The following is a 17,788-nucleotide window of genomic DNA, read 5'->3' on the forward strand; positions in this document are numbered from 1 at the left end:
AGTTGGTGTGGTGTCTATCAAGCAGATAAAATCTGCAAAATCGCCTCACTTAAGGCAGGCATCAAGTCAATCCCATTGGTTGGATGGGGAATTGTGTTACAGGTTACAACTTTTGAAGCCCCTGCCTGTATCAGGCTGATATAGGCGTCACCTGCAAAAATACCGTGAACCCCAATGCATACGGGCGGATTCATGCCCTTTTGATTCACATGGACGACGGTCTCAATCATCGTGCGGGCGGTTGAAATAATATCATCTACGAGGACCGGCGTATGAGACATAAAGGCGGACATGTCGGGAAAAGTAACGGAAACCTCCCGATCGCCAGTACGTGTTTTTTCCAAAATAACGAAGGGTGCCTTTGAAAGCCTTGCAATGCTTGAGACCCACTGTACACTTTCCGCATCAGGACCAATGAAAAGGGGTTGCTCCACATGGCTCATAACCCATTTTACAATGGCATCCGTAGCATGGATCACTTGCGAGGGAATGGTATAAATCTCATCCAAAGAATGACGCCGATGCAAATGGGGATCGACCGTCAAGACCCAATCAAAGGCTTCAGAAAGAACGCGAGCAAAATAAGTGGACGTGATCGCTTCACCGGGATGAAACCGCTTGTCTTGACGCATATATGCCAGATATGGGCATACCAATCCTACCCGTTTTGCTCCCAATTCTCGCGCTGTTTCTGCAAGAAAAATCAGCGGTATCGTTTTTGTGTCAGGTTGGTGCAGACTGTCAAAAACAATGACGTTGCGGCCTTCTATTTCCTTCGAGATATCACCTTGAATTTGGAGATAATCTTCCCCGTCCGGAAAGGCGTGATGATTCACGCGTCCCAAATCTGCGTTTAACAAAATCTGAAGTTGTTGCACCAAAGCGGGTTCGGTAAATAAGCTGAGGAGAATGGGTTTCATCACGCTTCGTCCACGCGAATGACGTTGGGATCTTGTTCTAGGTAGGCAAGCGCGTAATCCAGCTCACTACGTGTATCGGCATAAACCGTAAACAACGGCTGACCCTTTTCAACTTTCGCCTCTAAAGGGGTGTGAAGTCTTATCCCTGCCCTTTTTGCATGTGGGGCGCCGGCCAACTTTGCGAGTCGTGAAATAGCACGATTATCGATTTGGGTCACTTTACCTTGCCTTTCAGCAAGAACCTCATGGGTATGATCCGCCAGCTTGAATGTGCGAAATCCTCCTTGAGCCTCACAAATCTTTACAAACTTTTCCCAAGCCTTTCCGCTGACTAAGATCTCTTCGGCGAGGGCTCTTCCCATACCCGCATGGATATGAGGTTGAAACTCGATAATCTTGGCCGCTATGGTTAACGCTCGTTCCCGCAAATCTTGAGGTGCTTCAGGGCTTCCTTGCAATACTTGAAGAATGTCAAAGGCCTCTAAAGTAGGACCAATCCCCCGTCCAACAGGTTGCAGACCATCGCTGAATAAAACGTCTACCATCACCCCGAGTTCATGACCCACACGCTTCAAAAGCTTCGCAAGAGAGTCTCCTTCAGCGTGCGTTCGAATCTTTGCCGTTGGCCCCACAGGCATATCAATCAAAATCTGCGTTGAGCCAGCGGCTATTTTCTTGGACAAGATGGAAGCCACAAGCTGCCCCTCTCCATCAAAATCCAGAACACGTTCGATACGAATCAATAGATCATCCACCGGGCTCAAATTAACGGACCCACCCCAGGCAATACACCCATTTTCTTGGCGGACAACTTTACGCATCATGTCTAAGGTTAACTCGACAGGTGCAAATACTTCCATGGTATCAGCCGTTCCTGCAGGGGACGTGATGGCCCGAGAAGAGGTTTTTGGCATTAGCAATCCATAAGCCGCAATGATGGGAACAACAAGAAGCGTGGTTCGATTTCCCGGTAACCCCCCCACACAATGTTTATCAACGACAAAATCATGCCCCCAGTCAATAGTATCCCCCGTTTTAACCATGGACTTTGTCAAAGCAGTCACTTCTTCCTGGTTTAGATTTTCAGACCCACACGCTGTCAAAAAAGCCGAGATATGAATATCCGAATAATTTCCCGACATAATATCGGCCAGAATACTGTCAAACTGCCGCTGATTCAGTGTATTTCCATAGATTTTCGAATGAAGGCAAGAAAGGGACTTTAACGGAGGGGGATGGGACACAGAAATTGAGGCACCCTCATGGGCTTTCAGCGTTTTCCAGGCATAATTCGACAAAAATACGACATTCTTTGGTAAAAGATCGGAGTGAACTTTATAAAGGGTTGCGATCACTGACCGCTTGCCTAAAGTTACCTGGACACGGCTAAAGGCTTGCAAACCTTCCGCACGACACACATGAGAATCATGGTGTAAGAAAATGATGGATTCGCTATAGGTATCAACGTCCAACCGCTTGAGGATTAACTCCCCATTTTGATGATTGCTGGCTTGCTGATCACTCATTCATTTCGCCTCATAATTCCTTGTTTCTTGAATGCCTGTTTCATATTCTGCGCCAAGTCACCCCTTTTACGCAATTCAAGAAAATACCCGTTAATAAATCATTAACCCTTTCCCCTTAGCCTAACATTAGAAGAAACTTTTATGTGTGTTTTTTAGGAGAATTGTGATGCAACAAGTCTATCTGCGAGCTCAACTCTTTGTCCTTTTCTGCTTCCTATTTGCCGTACCTCAAACCTTAGCCGGGGTTGATGATGATTCCTACCCCCATATAATCGATACCTCTTCAGGTGACAATGTAGTTGAGGTCCATGACATTAATTTTTCTGCAGATGACCACGAAGCTCTCATTGCTCAACAACCGATCACCCCTCCTTCACTCTCGAGCAACAAGAGCGAGAAGCGCGCATTAAAACTCAAACACAAAGCCGAAATAAGAGCCTTAAATAGAAGATTTCAGGATGATCTACACCGACTGGAATTACGCCAAGAAGCCGCTATAAAGGCGCTAGAGGCAGGGCACTAATAAGTCAGTAATGACGCTGATACAAAAACGTCCTTCTCGACAAGACACGCGCATTAACGAAATCTAAAGATATTTTAGTGCACAATCTCTATAGATAAATTGATAATTTAAGGAAAATTATGATGACCCTAGTCACCCCCCGCTTCCAAGTCATGGCTATTTGTGGAACGTTGCTATTCACGTCTCAAATTTTGGCGACAGATCTTTCGATCCTATCACCAGAACCAGAAAGCCTCATGAGTCAACAACCCCAAGGCTCAAGAAAAGATACCTATCGGCAAAGAAAAGATGCTGCTGAACAGGCTTCTCAACAAAGAAAAGATGCTTTAAGAGCTCAAAGAGAAAGCGGAGACATTTCCAAACAGGAACACAAAGCCGCTAAAAAGGCAGAAAAGAAGTCACTAAAAGAGACAAAGAAAGCGGAAAAGAAGAGTTACAAACAAGACAAGAAGGCAGCAAAAAGAGCTGCACAATCGAATGGAAATCAAAACGTTGGGGATAATATCCCCAATTGAACGGAAAATGAGGAAATCGTAAACAATTTTTTGGAGAATGACCATGACAAAATTAACCACCCATTTAAAGACCTTTGCTCTTTCTGGAACTGTTCTGTTAGCCCCCCTAACTCAGGCGAGCGAGACTGGAACTCCGGCTCCTACCAAAGAAATGTCTCGCGATATAAAAGATACCGCTACCGCCACCTATCGTAAAGCAGAAGATGATGCTAACGCAGTGTATCGTAAAGCAAAGGATGATGCTGACAAGGCATATAGTGAAAAAGCGGCAGCAGCTACAACTAAAGATACTGAAAAGAAAGCTGAGATCGAAAAGGTAAAAGCAGCAGGCACCATCGGAGACAAAGCTTACAAGAAGCAAATGAGTGAAGAAAAGAAGGTGTTTGACAAGTCATTAAAAGATGCAGCCAACGAACGTGATAAGGCAAAAAAAGCAGCAGAAAACCAATACAATAAATCCATAAAGGATGCAAAGAAGAAGTTAGAGGATGTTAAAAAAACACAAAAGAAAAGCCATAAAGCTCAAGTGAAGGCCCAAAAAGCCCAAGGAGCCGCAAATTAGGCAGTACGGAAAAAATAGAGTGGAACGAATACATTTTTAAAAGGAGACGACCATGATTAAGATATCAAATGCAGTTATTTTTTCAACAGCCCTACTAGCCTTTCCTATGGCTGGCGCTTCGGAACCGGCTGCAAGCCCAAAGATGGAAACGTCAGCACCCGCAGCTGTCAGCCCACAAACCACCGCTACCCCTTCTGCTGAGGTTAAGGTCACCAGTCGTGAAGACTATCAGAAACAAAAAGCTGAGTTGAAAGCTCAAAAGAAAAATAAGAGCATTACAAAAAAGGAATACAAGGAAAAGAAGAAAGCCTTGAAGCATGCGTATAAGGCCTACCGCCAAGCTCAAAAAGCGGAACACAAAGCAAAGAAGCAAGCATTGAAGGACGAAAGAAAAGCCCTCAAAGCAAAAGAAAAAGCATTGAAGGACGAAAGAAAGGCAAATAAGAAAGCCGAGAAAATGGCGAGTGAACCTGCCAAAGTAGAGCAACCCGCCGCTAAAGCTTCTTAAGATTTAGGTTGCGTTGGCTTCCTTGAAGTTTTGGGCGCGTCCTCAAGAGGGCGTGCCTCATCTTCCAACATAATCGGAATACCATTGCGAATCGGATACGCAAGACCGGCGGAACGACTGACGAGCTCTTGCGCGCCTCTATCATACTCCAAAGGCCCTTTCGTTACAGGACAAACCAGTATTTTTAAAAGGCTAGGATCAACTTCCGTCATTATTATTTTCCTTTAGTGACACGTTTGATTTTTCTTGTTCTGATCAAGAACAGCCATTTCCATGAGGGCCGTCATGACGCGGGATTGCTCTTCTGGGTTCCTGGTTTCAAGCAGGGCCTGTTTTTCGCGAACAGCAAACGGACAGGCGATAGAAAGGACATTGAGCAATTGATCGTTGGATGCTTTCTCCAAAGTATCCCAATCCGCATTCATATCATTTGAAGCTAGGTACGATTTTAGGCTGCGTAAAAGTCGAACCCGATCAATGGAAAAATCCAACTTCTGAGCTGAATCTCCTGGGTAGGAATCATAAGTCACTCGTGCTGTGCGGCACCCATTATCTGGGGCTAATTCCTCAACAATGTCGAAGCGACAAAGGCCCTTCAGAAGAACGACGAGGTTGTTTTCCTCCGTCTTGCCGAATTCCACAATTTCCCCCAAACACCCCGTAGAAAATAGCGGTGCCAGAACTTGGCCCTCAATCAACGTCGAATTTGGTTGAACCAATCCGATATGCTTTTTCTCAGCCTGAACACAGGCGGCAAGCATCGCTGCTTGGGTGACATCAAAGATGGGCACAGGCAACAATGTACGAGGCATCAAGATGACCCCGCGCATGGGCAGCAAGGGTAATACGTCAGGAAAGGATGGACTTTGAGTCATATTTTTTTGAGTCATCATAGTAATTATGTGCACTTTTTTCCCATAAATTTCAAGTGGTTTATGAATGATACGAGGCCAAATCTAGGAAAACTCTTGCTCTTGACAAGTTGCGGCCCTGTGATTATGGTCAAGGTGAAATTTCCCTCTCCTGCTTATAAATGGATATTGTTTAAGGGGTATCAAATCATGATTCAGTATCTTCTTTCCAAACATACATAACTTCAACGACTAAATCATTTCTAACAACTTGATTTTATAAGGATAAATCTATGCCTAAAAATTCCAATTCTCATGTCACCCTTCTTGCAAGCTTGGGGTCTACCTTAGAGTATTATGATTTCGTGGTGTACGGCATGATGGCAACTTATTTGAGCGTTGTCTTCTTTCCCCCTCACAATCAAGCCGCTGCCGTATTGCAATCCTTTTTGGTCTTTGCTGTAGGCTATTTCGCCCGGCCCTTAGGAGGCACTGTTATAGGCGTAATCGGCGATCGTTGGGGGAGAAAGCCTGCTTTCTTGCTATCAACTTCCCTCATGGCCGCAAGCACCCTATTCATCTCTTGTCTTCCCAGTTACGAAACTTCCGGACATATTGCGGTATTTCTCCTCATATTGTTTCGTATTATTCAGGGCCTTTCTTTTGGGGGTGAATTACCAGGGGCTATGACCATTGTGGCTGAATTCTCAACAGAACATCGTCGAGGGAGAAAAACGAGCCTCGTAGTGGCAAGCACCAGTCTTGGAGCGCTCTTGGCCAGCGGTGTCCTCTATCTTCTCGCAGCAACCTTGAGCCGCGAAGAAATTATCGCTTGGGGATGGCGTCTTCCCTTTATGGGTGGCGGGATCTTGGGCCTCCTCCTTCTGATTGCCAGAAATACAATTCAAGAAACGCCCGCCTTTCAAGCCCTAAAAAGTAATCTCAATACGAGGGAACCCTTGATAGCCTTGTTTCAAGAACACAAACTTTCTCTCCTCAGAGGCGCAGCATTAACTGCCTGTATGGCTGCCCTGATCATCACCAATCTCTATTTCCCTTATTTCATTCCAAAGTTCTATGGGTATGAATCAAAGGATGTTTATTTCGCAACGACGGTCAGCCTTGTTTTTGTGATCTTGATGCTTCCGATCGCGGGCATCGTGGCAGACTTGTTTCGTCAAAAAGAGACACTCTTGCGGCTGACTTGTAGCTTATATATAGCCCTTTCCCTGCCTATTTTTTCATTACTTTCCCTCAAGTCAGTGCCTTTATTGATTGCGTTTCTCATCATTCAACAACTCTTCATCGCGCTTTGTGCCCCGAGTCTTTTCCCCATTATCCTTCGACTCTTTCCCACAGAAGTGCGCTACACAGGGATTGCGGTGTGTTATAATCTCACCTGGGCACTGATGGCAACGCTTCCCATGGCTTACACTGCTCTTCTTGATAATTATGCAGCCCCTTGGGTCGTTCCTGGCATGTTATCTGTAATTGCTGGCCTGTCAGCGTTGGCAACCTGGGGTTTGAAAGGGGGGATAATGGAAACGATCCCTAATCGGATAGGTAATCATGCGGTTAATGAGAGTGGAAAAAATAGGCCAGCTCTTACAGGAACTGACCCAACTTCTTATTAATATTAATGCAGTAGAAAGTTTGCTGGCCAAATATTATGGTTTATCCTACGTGGTCTCCAAGTATAAACAACGCCCTCACTCTTTCCAATTTAGGGGCAACCATTTATTACGCCTTTGCCCAGTCTCTATGGAGAACTTCTGCTTTCAACCAGTTCCCCGTGCTCCCATGAACAAACGAACCAACAGTCCCTTGGCAACTTTTACAATCATGGGTATCCCCTTCTACGCCTAGGGAATATTGAGCCAAAACTAATATGACAAAAAATAGTATCGTCCTAATATTATCCATTTTCTTTCTCCTTCTATCATGACACTTCAAAAGATCTCCCCATTGTGTAAGAGAAAACTAAGAGCGGGCATTGAAACCCCTGAGGCCCAGTGATTCGCCTTTAAAGGCTCTTCGATTTTTCGCTGCCCACGAAAAATTGTCTAAAACCAAATCACCAGATCTTATAAGGCCAATGCCCTAACCGCTCCTTTTAAAATCACCGTAAGGAAGTATTCTAAACTTTTTTATCCGGAAAGAAGGCGTAAGTAGTCTACTTAGGTACATATTACGTATAGAATTTTAGATAATATATGTGGAATTTAGCGCTCTGGGACAATGTTCTTTCATCTCGGCATTTTGTGAGGACGTCAACCCCATTGAAAAATATATAAAAGCAAATGAATTCGGCGTAGTATGTAGCAGACTCTTCTCTTCATTTGAAGGGGCGAGTTCATAAAATTAATAACGAATAAGAGTAAATTTAATACTCTGGAAATTGTAAGGAACCATAATGGAACATAAGGAACTTAGCGCTCCTCTGAATCTTTACGATGAAAGCTTAACCACAATAAGTGGCATAAAGTTCACCCATCGAGAGATGGACATTATTACCTTTATCTTTCATACAAGGGGCTCCAGCAAAATTGCCTCCCTTCTATCCATTTCTAACCGAACTGTTGAAACGCATACCGCAAATATCATGCGAAAAATGGATACGAACTCCAGAGAAGGCATTATAGATTTTGTGAGCAAGCACGGGCACACCCTTCGTATTAAAAAACACTACCAAGCTCTGTTAGTCCAACTTAACTTCACCAAAAGACTGCAAGAAGTCTTTCGCCTTACTAAAAACAAGAATTTTACAAGCACCATCGTATTTAATGATACGACCCATGAGGAAAGGACTTTTCTGAACGCTCTTAAAGGTCATCTTGGTCTTTGCGGCATCAGTACAGTCTTAATTGAAAACAAGGATGAGAAGCCTATAGGAGATGTTAGCTCCCAAAATATTCTCGAGCCAAATGATCACATCCTTTATCTCGTCCCTCAAAAATTTTTAGAAGCCTATCAAAATAATTCCAAGAACCAAACAAAATCAATAGAAACGCTTAACCTAAATTCCGGGACTTTTACCTTCTTAACATGGGGAATGAAGCAACTCAGCCTGCCAAATGTGTTTTATGAAACAAACTCAGTCTGTTTTGAGGAACATGAAGACTATTTCTGCACCTTTTTTAAGCTCATCAAGAGAATGCTCCCGGATATAAATATCGATCCAATTATGTCCTCATTTCAAAAAGACCAGGAATTAACTAACGAAGTTTTGCAGCAAGATATTTTCGACCATGGTACCCTCTTAGAGAAAACGACACAGCAAATACCCACTCCTAAAAGAAGAATAGCAAAGCTCTTGTTTGTTGCGTCTACTCTTGTGGGCACGGTATATCTTGGCCTTTCATTCCATAACATTAGTAAAGGCAGCTGGTTCAATAGGACGGACTCGAAAACATCGTCTTCAATCCGTTCTGATCTGCTTGTTCCTACCGACAATATATTCCTCAAACGTCCAAACGTGATCACGAAGATTGCAGAGGGTTTGAAAGAGAAACAAGGAATTCAAACGGTTGCAATTGTTGGGATTGGAGGGGCAGGAAAAACAACCATCGCCCGACAATATGCCTTGAAGCAAAACGCCAATATCGTTTGGGAAATTAACGCAGAAACCAGAGAAAGCATCAAAGATTCTTTCGAACACCTAGCGTATGCTCTTTGCAAATCTGAAGAGGAGCGTAAAAGATTAATGGGGCTACAAGGTATCAAAAATAAAATTGAGCGGGATGAGAAAATTCTTCTCCTTGTCAAAGAAAAATTAAAACAATATTCAAACTGGTTTCTCATTTATGACAACGTCAACAAGTTCACAAGCATCCAGCAGTATTTTCCTTGTGACTCAAAGGCATGGGGAGAAGGAAAGGTCATTATTACCACAACTGACAGCAATACGAAAAATAATAGTTTGATCAATAATTTCGTTTACATAGGGGAGTTATCTCCAAATGAAAAACTGAATCTTTTTATGAACATCATGGGAAATGAAACAAGTCACACCTTCACTCCTTCCCAAGCAGAACAAGCCAGAACTTTCTTGAATGATGTTCCACCCTTTCCGTTAGATGTATCAATTGCAGCTTATTATTTGAAATCAACCAACACGCCTTATGCTAAGTATCTCGAGAAATTAAAGGAAGATAGTACGGATTTTGAAACGATCCAAGAAGATGTCGTCAAGGAAGCAAGCGGCTATACAAAGACACGATATAGCATCGTCTCTCTATCTTTGAAGCAACTCATTGAGACCCATCGAGATTTTGCCGATCTTTTAACATTGATTAGCCTCCTCGATTATCAAAATATCCCACGACCCCTCCTTTCGAGTTATAAAAGTGACATTGTTGTTGACAACTTTATCTATAATTTAAAGAAGTATTCCTTGATAACCTCCGAGACTTCTGTAAATTCAATTTCTACGGTCTCTTTTCACAGAGCAACGCAGGAAATTCTTCTCACCTATCTAACAAAGGCATTAGCCCTGTCAAATAAGAGCCCCCTTATAAATGACATCGCATTGTCTCTCGAGTCTTATATGGTTGAAACAATTGAAAACGAAGATTTTTCACGTATGAAACTCCTTGTTCCCCATTGCGAAGCCTTTCTTAACCGCGATCCATTACTCAATTCAAAAATGGAGGGTTCAATTGGGGGTGCCTTGGGTTGCATATATTACTATTTGCGCTACAATCTTCAAGCGAAGCAACATCTTGAAACAAGTTTGGCAAGTTTAAATCCGCATGAAATCAATAATCAGGATAAGATTGCCCGGATTTTAGCATATCTGGGGAGTTTTTATAGAGCCCAAGGCGATTATGAAAAGGCCAAAACTTTTCTGGAACAAAGCCTTATTATTTATGAAAAAACACCAAACCATGTAAAAAGCACGAGAGCCCTAGGTTATTTGGGAGTCGTTTATCGAGATTTAGGCGACTACAAACGCGCCAAGCTTCTGTTAGAGCAGAGCCTAGAAATTCATGAGAAAAATGCACAAAATCAAATTGGCCATGCCTGGATTCAGGCGCATTTAGGAAACATCTACGCCATTTTGGGGGACTATAAAAAGGCGAATTTGTTACTTGAAAAAAGCCTCTTGATTTATAAAAAGCAAGCTGAAGACTATGTCGGTGTTGGATGGGTTTTGGGATATTTAAGCAATGTTTACCGAGGATTGGGGGACTTTCAGAAAGCACGAACTCTTGCAGAACAAAGCCTTACAATCACCAGAAGCAATTTTTCGGACAGCCACATTTATGTAGCCTCCCGTCTCGCGATTTTGGGTGCAGTCTATAATGAACTTGGAGATTATCAAAAAGCACGGAGTCTATTTGAAGAAAGCTTGCATATTTATGAGAAGGAATATGGTAAAAACCACAACGATACCGCTCGTGTCTTAAAATTGTTGGGGGAAACCTATTGCCTTGAGGGCGACGTTGAAACCGCAGAAGAACTGCTCAACAAAGCCTTGCTCGTCTTCCAGCTCAAGAAATCTCCTGAAGCTTATAAATCACTCGAAAGTTTAGGTGATTTGTATTTGAAAAAAGGCAAGATAGCAACGGCAGAGGGGGACTTCAAGCATGCTCAGTCCTACAATATCCAAGCACTAAATTATTTTAATCAAGCCTTGGCAATGACAAAAGAGTATTTCCAAGAAGATTCCCCTCATACATTAAGAATTAAAGTAAAACTGAATAGTATGCCGATGGCTCAGGTTGCATAGGAAAGCCCTTAGGTGTCATCGGGATACTTTCTTCAACCGGACATAAAGAGCGCCTCCGCCCCCATCTTGTGGTTTAGCCGTTGTATAAACGGACACGACAGCTCGAAAATGCGGTTCCTCAAGCCACTGGGGGACAAGGTCTCTCAAGCTTTTATAGGGACGTGTTTGAGAAGACCCATCCTGATCCAGTTGAGGTCGACCTTTCCCGGTAATCACTAAAACCCAGTGACAGCCCCTCTCTTGGCTCGATACTAAAAACCGAGCAAGAGCTTCACGGGCCTTTTCCCGTGAAAAACCATGCAAATCGAGGCGCGCTTCAATGTCGACGTTACGAATCCTTTGAATCCGGTGGGAGGATGTCGACTGAGATATGTGAGGAAGCTCTGGTGGAAGCACCATAGGGGCCTTCTTTCGAAGAGTCCGATAGGGTTTAGAAGGGGGAGGCGTTACAGGCTTTTTTCCAGGCGACAGGGGTTTAACTTTTTTAGAGACGATTTCCCACAATGTTTGCTCATCTGGCGTGAGATCCCTTCTCTTCCGGGTCATTTAGGCAACAGCAAATAAAATTCCCCTCGTGACTTCATGCGCCCAGCATAATCAGCAGCATCAGCCCCACATCCCCAAAAGAGATCACCTCGCACGCCCCCTTTAATGGCACCCCCTGTATCTTGAGCAACAACCAAGGATTGAAGACGCGGCGCGCCGGCATCTGGATGTTCTAAATCAATCCAAAGGGGGGTTCCTAAGGAAATGTATTCCCGATCAACTGCAAGACTTCTCTGAGGGGTCAAGGCAACCCCTTGACTTCCGATGGGCCCTTCCCCATGCCGAATTCGGAAAAACACGTAAGACCTGTTGGTAGACATGACAGATTCTGCTTGGGAAGGATGCGCTTTTAACCAAGCAACGATGGACTGCCTTGAGACATCATCCGAAGACAAGGCTCCCCGATCAATCAATGTTTTTCCAATCGGATGGTAACCACATCCATTCGTCCCGGCATAACCCAAACGCATCACGCTACCATCGTCCACACGCACGCGCCCAGAGCCTTGAATCTGGAGGAAGAAAGCGGCGATGGGATCATCAACCCACACCAGCTCAAGCCCCCGTCCCTTCAAACCGCCTTTTACAATGCGATTGCGAGGCATCCCTTTATAACGAATTTTAGCTCCAGGAAGGCGGTACAGGGGGGTTTGGTACCGCCCATGACGACGCTTTGATCCGCGAAGCTCTGGCTCGTCATATCCTGTAAACAAACCCGTCGCGCCACTAGAACCAGAAGCTTGGTAAGGCCTCAAGTGGCGCTGAATGACTTGCCTTAAATCTGACTCTGTCGTGGGTGAATTGTCCAGAATCGCTGAACAAAATGGACGCCAATCGCCGGCAGTTCCCATTTTGTCGCCTCGCGTAATCATGGGAGTAGACGAATCTTTCTTTAACAAGGTCGTGCAAGATCGTTTCAATGCAGGCAAGGCCTTTAAGGCTTTATCGGTCTTCCATCCGGGTAGTTCTTGGTATGTCACGGGTATTAAATCTAGAGAGGATGGCCGCATGGGTTGGGTTTGGCATCCAGCTAAGAGAAGAGATATCGCAGTCAGGGCAATAAAACAAAAGCGTAAAGGAAGCCTCATGACCTAATTGCCTTCAATGCGCGTCGCAATAAGGACCCAGTTGGGATTTTCAGAGCCAATCGGTCGGCTAAAGGTCCAAATATCATTCATTGTTAAGGTTAAGTGAGCAGGATTATCTTGGATTTTGCCTTCCGCATCTTTTGTCACAACAATCTGTTCACTGACAAACTTTAAGGTGATTTGTTCTTGCTTGCCCTTGATCTCGATATCAACAACTTCTGGATCTTTCAAATCAACAATCTTTGTCTCAACGGTTTGCCCAGCTTCTTCGCGATCTTGAAGGGCACTTACAAATGATTTGAATACCCCAGGACTTAACAAGGGTTTCAAGGAGCTCTTATCACCCTTCGCAAATGCCTCTACAATCATCTCGAATGCCGTCACAGCGCCATTCAAAAAATGATCTAACTGAAACGCAGGATCAACGGCTTGAATCTTCTTAAGACCTTCTTGTATCGAAGGCTTAAGATCTATAGGAGTATCAGCTTCTTCAGACATTGAGACGCTTTTGACGGATCTCATAGAAGGCCTGACCGGCAAAGGAATTACATTATCAGAAGCTTTAGTATCCTGTTGAGAGGTTGGAGGCGCCTCAAACCCATCGCGTTTCCCAAGAACGGTCCACAGTCGAAAAATCATATAGCCTGTTAATGCCGCAAAAAAAAGTATTTCCATCATACGTATTGTCACTACTCCTTAAGAGGCCTTTTGTTGCGGCCATATTCAGAACAATTTTATCTATCGTCAAGGTTTTCGTAACCTATCTCCTGTTATTCTAGTGTAGACGAAGTTGGGTTCAAATTGCTACAACTTGAAGATAATATAATTTTATATAAGGAGGAAACAAGAAATGTCTACTGAAACAAAAGAGCCGGGCACAGAATCAACGGGTCCTGCAATGACCCTACCCATCACGATCCACGCGCAATATATTAAGGATTTATCATTCGAAAATCCGACACCTATTGCATCATTTACAAATGAAAACAACGCACAACCAAATATCTCTGTTGGCATTCAAGCCAAAGCAGAAAATTTAGGGGGTCGTAATTTTGAAGTCATTTTGGACATTCGCATCGATGCAACACGCGATAAGGCTCCCCTTTTTGTAACGGAACTCAGTTATGCAGGTATCATAACGTTAGGGGATAACGTTGAGGAAAGTGATGCTGGCCCTCTCTTAATGATAGAATCCCCACGCCTCCTGTTCCCATTTGCCCGCAATATCCTGGCAGATGTCACAAGGGATGGTGGCTTTCCGCCTTTGATGTTGGCTCCAGTTGATTTTGCAGCTCTTTATGAGCAGCAAAAGAACCAAGAAGCTGCTAATGGTAAAGATCCTAAGGGAAACAAAGAAGACAAGTAGACTATTCGCTTTTCAGTTACGTCAAAGCCTTGCGCGAAGCACCTCAGGTTTCTTGCCTGCCGCTACACGCAAGACTTTGACGACTCCCTCCTTCACAAGAAAATTCAAGATATACCTTCTTCTTATCCACTGGTACAGGTCAGCAGACCCTTTTCTAATATAACATTTCACCCATTAAATAGATTTTTAACATAATTTCACTTTACTTTAATAAAAATACTTTATTTTTATTTTCTAGAATGAGAAAAATTTCTAAAGTATTTACTTGATTTTTCCCGTACTTCTAACTACTTAATTATTATCTTCTTAGAAAATTAGAATTTAACTTTGAGAGTTTTTTATGTTTAAAAATTTTAGAAATGCGATTATCAGTGTTTCAGCAGCTCTATTTTCCTTGTCTACCCTCACACCAAGCAGCTTTGGAATGGAAGACGATGGATCATTTCTTCCCAAACCCCGCTTTCAAAATACAAATAAAGAAAACGAAAGCCAACCCGCTTTCACCCCAAAACGCGCTTCTAAGCTATGTGTATTCAATGCTGCCCTCTTTCATGATGCTGAGGAGTTTAGACAGCCAACAAAGAAAAAAACAAAACTACTCACCGCTGAAGAGGTAAATCTTGATGTTCTCACTCCCCGAAAATTAAATACATGTAAAGAGGCAGGCGTTTCCACCCCTGAATTAAGAGAGGGGATTGCTCAGGTTAAACGACGCCATCCAAATAAAATCCAAGACACTGACCGTTTCCAGCCATCACACCAAGTTTTCTATAGTCCTGTGGCTCCTTTGGTGCTCTCCCGAACAGAGACCCTCGAAGCCCGTAAAGGGTCACATATCGTCTCTCTTCCCGCAACGGCCTTTATCAAAGCAGAGATGGTTGAAAGTCCGGAAGAACGACGTGCTCGTAAAGAAAAGCAAATGGCTGAATTTGAAGCCGCTGAGGCTGCAAGAGGCATTTCAATTGTCCATTTGGAAGAAGAAAATCAAACGGCTCTCCAACCATGGCTTGGTTTTTTTAAATATATTGACTTCAAAAAGGAACGTATCACATTGGGCTCAGATAAGAAGATGAAGTGGCCAGATATAGCAGATGCCTTCTCGAAATTTGTTGCGCCTCATATGAGTCGACACCAGATTGATGGATATGAAATTTATTATTTATTAAAAACCGTTGATTTCAATAGGGTCAATCCTTTAAACCAACATCCCAATTATATAAATATGATGCATGGTGGTTGTCCTGTTGGAAGCGACAATGATTCTATGGAATGGCACCATGTCACTCGCTTTGATAAATCTCATAAGATCAAAATTGATGAGCCAACACTGCTCGCTTATGAAGGCCCTTTGAAGATTATTTTAATTCCTGCGTGGATTCATCAACAATACCGTCAACTTCACCTCGGCAGATCATTCTATAAAAAGCCAAGAACTAAAATGGATCGCTCCTATTTTGGAGAATACCGCGAACTGTTCAACCAACATATTGTGAAAACACACTATACAATAAACTAAGATTAGTTCTTCAGGACAATTTTTGCGAGCCATTCATAAAGATCACTATATCTATCATGGATTTTCACTTTAGGCACAACCGTATACCGAGCAACCTCACCACTTGCATAATTGATGCAGAAGAACTCACTCGCCGTCAGATGCGCAAAAACAACCCAGGGACTTGGAATCCCCTTTTCCTGACCACGCCTAATCCCACTATAAAGAATATCCCTTAAGGGTGACAAAATAATGAAGCCGAAACTGGTGTCCAAGTTGCTTTGCCGCCTGTGCAGTTCTTTAAGGGCTTCCGGCAAGACAAGTTGGCTCTCTTTCGTGAAGATTCTTCTTTCAATCTCTAAAAACGCCTGATCTACTTCTTGGCGCCTTTGGAATTTATCCATTTGCACTGGATTAAGCTGTTCCTTCACTCCTAACTCTTTAAGCTGCTGCTGAGCTTGTGTTACCTTGAGGGATAGTTTTTCCCACACCTCTTCACCCCTGAATTGTTCTGCCCCGTTGACGGTCGCTATCGGAGCAAGGAAAAAGCATGTAAATAGAAATATTTTAAAACAGTTCATATTAAAAATTCCGTAAATTAAAGGTAATATTTTTCACAAACTATCATAAAAAATGATTTTTAATCTACTCAATTTTTTATTGCATGAATTTATTGATTTTTCATCATTAAGAGAAAAGCTGTCTGCGAACAGAAAAAAAGCACCTTCCGAAGAAGGTGCTTTTATTAAGACCGAAAGACACTAACTATTTTACTTCTACTAACTTTGGCATGTCAGCCTTCATTTGTGCTTCAAGTCCAGCTCTACGAGCTGCTTCCCCTCGAAAATAAGCTGCAAGTGCATTAGGGACTTCCTTGAATTCGTCTTGCATATGGAATTCTTTGACTTTTTCTTCAAGTTTCTTTCTATTTGCCGGTGTGAGTTCGCGCCATACTTTGTCACCAAATTCCTTGACGTCTGGCTCCAAATCATGCACCAGAGGCTTTTTTATGGCTTTTCCTCCACTTAACTCAATTTCTTTTCCAGCTTGATGTTGCTTTTCTAAGAAATGGATAACGCCAACCACTAAAGTATCTTGGAACTTATCATAGATGGCTTCAACCCATGCTGGCCTCCCAAGATCCCGCCACCCAAACTTTTCAATGAGTGCATTTGACGTTTGAAATATTTGGTTTTCAATTCCCGGGTTCTTTGTAGCCGTAAACTCTTGTAAAGCACTCAAACATCTTGTTGCATGCTCAACATTTAACAATGCTTTGTTGGCATTCGGACCACAGCTCTGATTATAGATTATTTTGAATCTTGCATCAGAAGCATTTCCTTCACCACACAAGGTCATAAAGGATGCCACAAATAACGTGCACAGCGATCCCATTTTTACTAATTTACTCATTTTCTAACTCCTTGTTAAATGTTTAACCTTTAAAAATGGTACCTAAAAGAAGCTAAGACTGTGCTAACACGTGGTTTGAAACGAAATACTGTCGTCACATTGTTTGCGTCTGGGTTAGCAAGAGTCCTTGAAACTTTACCGTATAAAGCAACTCTATACTCTAGAGTTCCTGTAATATTTTTTGTCAGATTAGTCTGAACACCAACGCCTGGCGCAAAAGCAGTCTTATTGGTTGAAAAACTAAGAGTATTTCTTGCAGTATCAGCTGGCAACCCAACCGGACCAAAGGCTGATGCAGTTGACTTAAAGCGGCGATTTTCCATACCCAAGCGAATGAAGCCCATTACACGTTCACAATGGTAACCTACTCTTAAACCAAGACCCCATGCGCCATTGGAAGTCACTTTTGCTAACGCATTGTTAGCATTTGCTGTTGGAAAAGATGCTGAGTCATTAATATTTCCAAACAAATAATCAGCCTCTAATCCAAGATGCCAAGAATTTACTTTAATCGCATAACCTAAGATGAGATCTAATGCAGCATTAAACTTGGTCATAGCAAACTTATAATTTATTGGTGTTACATTGTCAGATAATTCTACTTTTGTATATTCACCCACAACTGTACCAGCACCAAAACCAATATATGGACCATGGTTGCGTACATTTGCGACTGATGCTGTCGTTGCCAAAGCAACAATTGCTAGTGATTTTAGTACTTGCTTCTTCATTTGCTTACTCCTT

General features: G+C 43.0%; 19 protein-coding genes. 8 read left to right on the forward strand and 11 right to left on the reverse strand.

Going from position 1 to position 17,788, the window contains the following annotated elements:
- Positions 1-17: 17 nt before the first annotated feature.
- Together K2Y18_06410 and K2Y18_06415 are read right to left on the reverse strand one after the other, a co-directional pair.
- Positions 18-920, reverse strand: coding sequence for a ribose-phosphate pyrophosphokinase (locus tag K2Y18_06410; GenBank protein MBX9805367.1), 903 nt, complete (start codon positions 918-920; stop codon positions 18-20).
- A complete protein-coding gene (locus tag K2Y18_06415; GenBank protein ID MBX9805368.1) occupies positions 920-2,446 on the reverse strand; it encodes a thymidine phosphorylase family protein in 1,527 nt (508 codons plus the stop codon). Before K2Y18_06415 ends, K2Y18_06410 begins: the two co-directional genes overlap by 1 nt.
- A 166-nt stretch (positions 2,447-2,612) precedes the next feature.
- Between K2Y18_06415 and K2Y18_06420 the strand changes: the two genes are divergently transcribed.
- The 4 genes from K2Y18_06420 (at position 2,613) to K2Y18_06435 (ending at position 4,554) form a co-directional block, all read left to right on the forward strand.
- Positions 2,613-2,969 (forward strand): hypothetical protein, encoded by a 357-nt coding sequence (locus K2Y18_06420; protein ID MBX9805369.1) that lies wholly within the window; start codon positions 2,613-2,615, stop codon positions 2,967-2,969.
- 119 nt (positions 2,970-3,088) lie between these two features.
- Positions 3,089-3,484: a hypothetical protein gene (locus K2Y18_06425; GenBank protein ID MBX9805370.1), complete on the forward strand. Its 396-nt coding sequence runs from the start codon at positions 3,089-3,091 to the stop codon at positions 3,482-3,484.
- A 43-nt stretch (positions 3,485-3,527) separates the two neighbouring features.
- Positions 3,528-4,046, forward strand: a complete 519-nt coding sequence (locus tag K2Y18_06430) for a hypothetical protein (GenBank protein ID MBX9805371.1) — start codon at positions 3,528-3,530, stop codon at positions 4,044-4,046.
- Positions 4,047-4,098: 52 nt separating this feature from the next.
- Positions 4,099-4,554, forward strand: coding sequence for a hypothetical protein (locus K2Y18_06435; GenBank protein ID MBX9805372.1), 456 nt, complete (start codon positions 4,099-4,101; stop codon positions 4,552-4,554).
- Here the strand turns inward: K2Y18_06435 and K2Y18_06440 are convergent.
- Together K2Y18_06440 and K2Y18_06445 are read right to left on the reverse strand one after the other, a co-directional pair.
- The gene (locus K2Y18_06440; protein MBX9805373.1) at positions 4,551-4,766 is read right to left on the reverse strand and encodes a Trm112 family protein; all 216 of its coding nucleotides are present in this window, start codon (positions 4,764-4,766) and stop codon (positions 4,551-4,553) included. The two genes, K2Y18_06435 and K2Y18_06440, sit on opposite strands and share 4 nt — an antisense overlap.
- 12 nt (positions 4,767-4,778) lie before the next feature.
- Positions 4,779-5,447: an LON peptidase substrate-binding domain-containing protein gene (locus K2Y18_06445; GenBank protein ID MBX9805374.1), complete on the reverse strand. Its 669-nt coding sequence runs from the start codon at positions 5,445-5,447 to the stop codon at positions 4,779-4,781.
- Positions 5,448-5,698: 251 nt separating this feature from the next.
- Between K2Y18_06445 and K2Y18_06450 the strand changes: the two genes are divergently transcribed.
- Positions 5,699-7,039, forward strand: a complete 1,341-nt coding sequence (locus K2Y18_06450; protein MBX9805375.1) for an MFS transporter — start codon at positions 5,699-5,701, stop codon at positions 7,037-7,039.
- Positions 7,040-7,145: 106 nt separating this feature from the next.
- On the opposite strand, the gene K2Y18_06455 is transcribed toward K2Y18_06450, so the two are convergent.
- Positions 7,146-7,328 (reverse strand): hypothetical protein, encoded by a 183-nt coding sequence (locus K2Y18_06455; GenBank protein MBX9805376.1) that lies wholly within the window; start codon positions 7,326-7,328, stop codon positions 7,146-7,148.
- Between the two features lie 490 nt (positions 7,329-7,818).
- Between K2Y18_06455 and K2Y18_06460 the strand changes: the two genes are divergently transcribed.
- On the forward strand, positions 7,819-11,136 hold the full coding sequence (locus tag K2Y18_06460; protein MBX9805377.1) for a tetratricopeptide repeat protein: 3,318 nt from the start codon (positions 7,819-7,821) through the stop codon (positions 11,134-11,136).
- A gap of 15 nt (positions 11,137-11,151) precedes the next feature.
- On the opposite strand, the gene K2Y18_06465 is transcribed toward K2Y18_06460, so the two are convergent.
- From K2Y18_06465 to K2Y18_06475, 3 genes are read right to left on the reverse strand one after another with little or no spacing between them, the layout of a single operon-like run.
- Positions 11,152-11,682 (reverse strand): Smr/MutS family protein, encoded by a 531-nt coding sequence (locus K2Y18_06465; GenBank protein ID MBX9805378.1) that lies wholly within the window; start codon positions 11,680-11,682, stop codon positions 11,152-11,154.
- Positions 11,679-12,770, reverse strand: a complete 1,092-nt coding sequence (locus tag K2Y18_06470) for an MltA domain-containing protein (GenBank protein MBX9805379.1) — start codon at positions 12,768-12,770, stop codon at positions 11,679-11,681. The genes K2Y18_06465 and K2Y18_06470 overlap by 4 nt, the downstream gene beginning before the upstream one ends.
- Positions 12,771-12,773: 3 nt before the next feature.
- The gene (locus K2Y18_06475; protein MBX9805380.1) at positions 12,774-13,448 is read right to left on the reverse strand and encodes a Tim44/TimA family putative adaptor protein; all 675 of its coding nucleotides are present in this window, start codon (positions 13,446-13,448) and stop codon (positions 12,774-12,776) included.
- Positions 13,449-13,668: 220 nt separating this feature from the next.
- On the opposite strand from K2Y18_06475, the gene secB reads away from it, so the two are divergent.
- On the forward strand, positions 13,669-14,136 hold the full coding sequence (secB, locus tag K2Y18_06480; protein ID MBX9805381.1) for a protein-export chaperone SecB: 468 nt from the start codon (positions 13,669-13,671) through the stop codon (positions 14,134-14,136).
- Between the two features lie 340 nt (positions 14,137-14,476).
- The gene (locus tag K2Y18_06485) at positions 14,477-15,652 is read left to right on the forward strand and encodes a hypothetical protein (protein ID MBX9805382.1); all 1,176 of its coding nucleotides are present in this window, start codon (positions 14,477-14,479) and stop codon (positions 15,650-15,652) included.
- Between the two features lie 2 nt (positions 15,653-15,654).
- Here the strand turns inward: K2Y18_06485 and K2Y18_06490 are convergent, their stop codons facing one another.
- From K2Y18_06490 to K2Y18_06500, 3 genes are all read right to left on the reverse strand, one after another.
- Positions 15,655-16,212 (reverse strand): SMI1/KNR4 family protein, encoded by a 558-nt coding sequence (locus tag K2Y18_06490; GenBank protein ID MBX9805383.1) that lies wholly within the window; start codon positions 16,210-16,212, stop codon positions 15,655-15,657.
- Between the two features lie 184 nt (positions 16,213-16,396).
- Positions 16,397-17,044, reverse strand: a complete 648-nt coding sequence (locus tag K2Y18_06495; GenBank protein ID MBX9805384.1) for a hypothetical protein — start codon at positions 17,042-17,044, stop codon at positions 16,397-16,399.
- A 29-nt stretch (positions 17,045-17,073) separates the two neighbouring features.
- On the reverse strand, positions 17,074-17,775 hold the full coding sequence (locus K2Y18_06500; GenBank protein ID MBX9805385.1) for an outer membrane beta-barrel protein: 702 nt from the start codon (positions 17,773-17,775) through the stop codon (positions 17,074-17,076).
- Between the last annotated feature and the right edge of the window lie 13 nt (positions 17,776-17,788).

The sequence above is a fragment of the Alphaproteobacteria bacterium genome (assembly GCA_019746225.1).
Lineage (GTDB): Bacteria > Pseudomonadota > Alphaproteobacteria > Paracaedibacterales > VGCI01 > VGCI01.

Coding starts and splice junctions, on each gene's coding strand:
- K2Y18_06460 (MBX9805377.1), top strand. CDS start 7,819: ATGGAACATAAGGAACTTAGCGCTCCTCTGAATCTTTACGATGAAAGC.
- K2Y18_06450 (MBX9805375.1), top strand. CDS start 5,699: ATGCCTAAAAATTCCAATTCTCATGTCACCCTTCTTGCAAGCTTGGGG.
- K2Y18_06410 (MBX9805367.1), bottom strand. CDS start 920: ATGAAACCCATTCTCCTCAGCTTATTTACCGAACCCGCTTTGGTGCAA.
- K2Y18_06495 (MBX9805384.1), bottom strand. CDS start 17,044: ATGAGTAAATTAGTAAAAATGGGATCGCTGTGCACGTTATTTGTGGCA.
- K2Y18_06440 (MBX9805373.1), bottom strand. CDS start 4,766: ATGACGGAAGTTGATCCTAGCCTTTTAAAAATACTGGTTTGTCCTGTA.
- K2Y18_06465 (MBX9805378.1), bottom strand. CDS start 11,682: ATGACCCGGAAGAGAAGGGATCTCACGCCAGATGAGCAAACATTGTGG.
- K2Y18_06455 (MBX9805376.1), bottom strand. CDS start 7,328: ATGGATAATATTAGGACGATACTATTTTTTGTCATATTAGTTTTGGCT.
- K2Y18_06435 (MBX9805372.1), top strand. CDS start 4,099: ATGATTAAGATATCAAATGCAGTTATTTTTTCAACAGCCCTACTAGCC.
- K2Y18_06430 (MBX9805371.1), top strand. CDS start 3,528: ATGACAAAATTAACCACCCATTTAAAGACCTTTGCTCTTTCTGGAACT.
- secB (MBX9805381.1), top strand. CDS start 13,669: ATGACCCTACCCATCACGATCCACGCGCAATATATTAAGGATTTATCA.
- K2Y18_06445 (MBX9805374.1), bottom strand. CDS start 5,447: ATGATGACTCAAAAAAATATGACTCAAAGTCCATCCTTTCCTGACGTA.
- K2Y18_06500 (MBX9805385.1), bottom strand. CDS start 17,775: ATGAAGAAGCAAGTACTAAAATCACTAGCAATTGTTGCTTTGGCAACG.
- K2Y18_06490 (MBX9805383.1), bottom strand. CDS start 16,212: ATGAACTGTTTTAAAATATTTCTATTTACATGCTTTTTCCTTGCTCCG.
- K2Y18_06420 (MBX9805369.1), top strand. CDS start 2,613: ATGCAACAAGTCTATCTGCGAGCTCAACTCTTTGTCCTTTTCTGCTTC.
- K2Y18_06485 (MBX9805382.1), top strand. CDS start 14,477: ATGTTTAAAAATTTTAGAAATGCGATTATCAGTGTTTCAGCAGCTCTA.
- K2Y18_06475 (MBX9805380.1), bottom strand. CDS start 13,448: ATGATGGAAATACTTTTTTTTGCGGCATTAACAGGCTATATGATTTTT.
- K2Y18_06425 (MBX9805370.1), top strand. CDS start 3,089: ATGATGACCCTAGTCACCCCCCGCTTCCAAGTCATGGCTATTTGTGGA.
- K2Y18_06470 (MBX9805379.1), bottom strand. CDS start 12,770: ATGAGGCTTCCTTTACGCTTTTGTTTTATTGCCCTGACTGCGATATCT.
- K2Y18_06415 (MBX9805368.1), bottom strand. CDS start 2,446: ATGAGTGATCAGCAAGCCAGCAATCATCAAAATGGGGAGTTAATCCTC.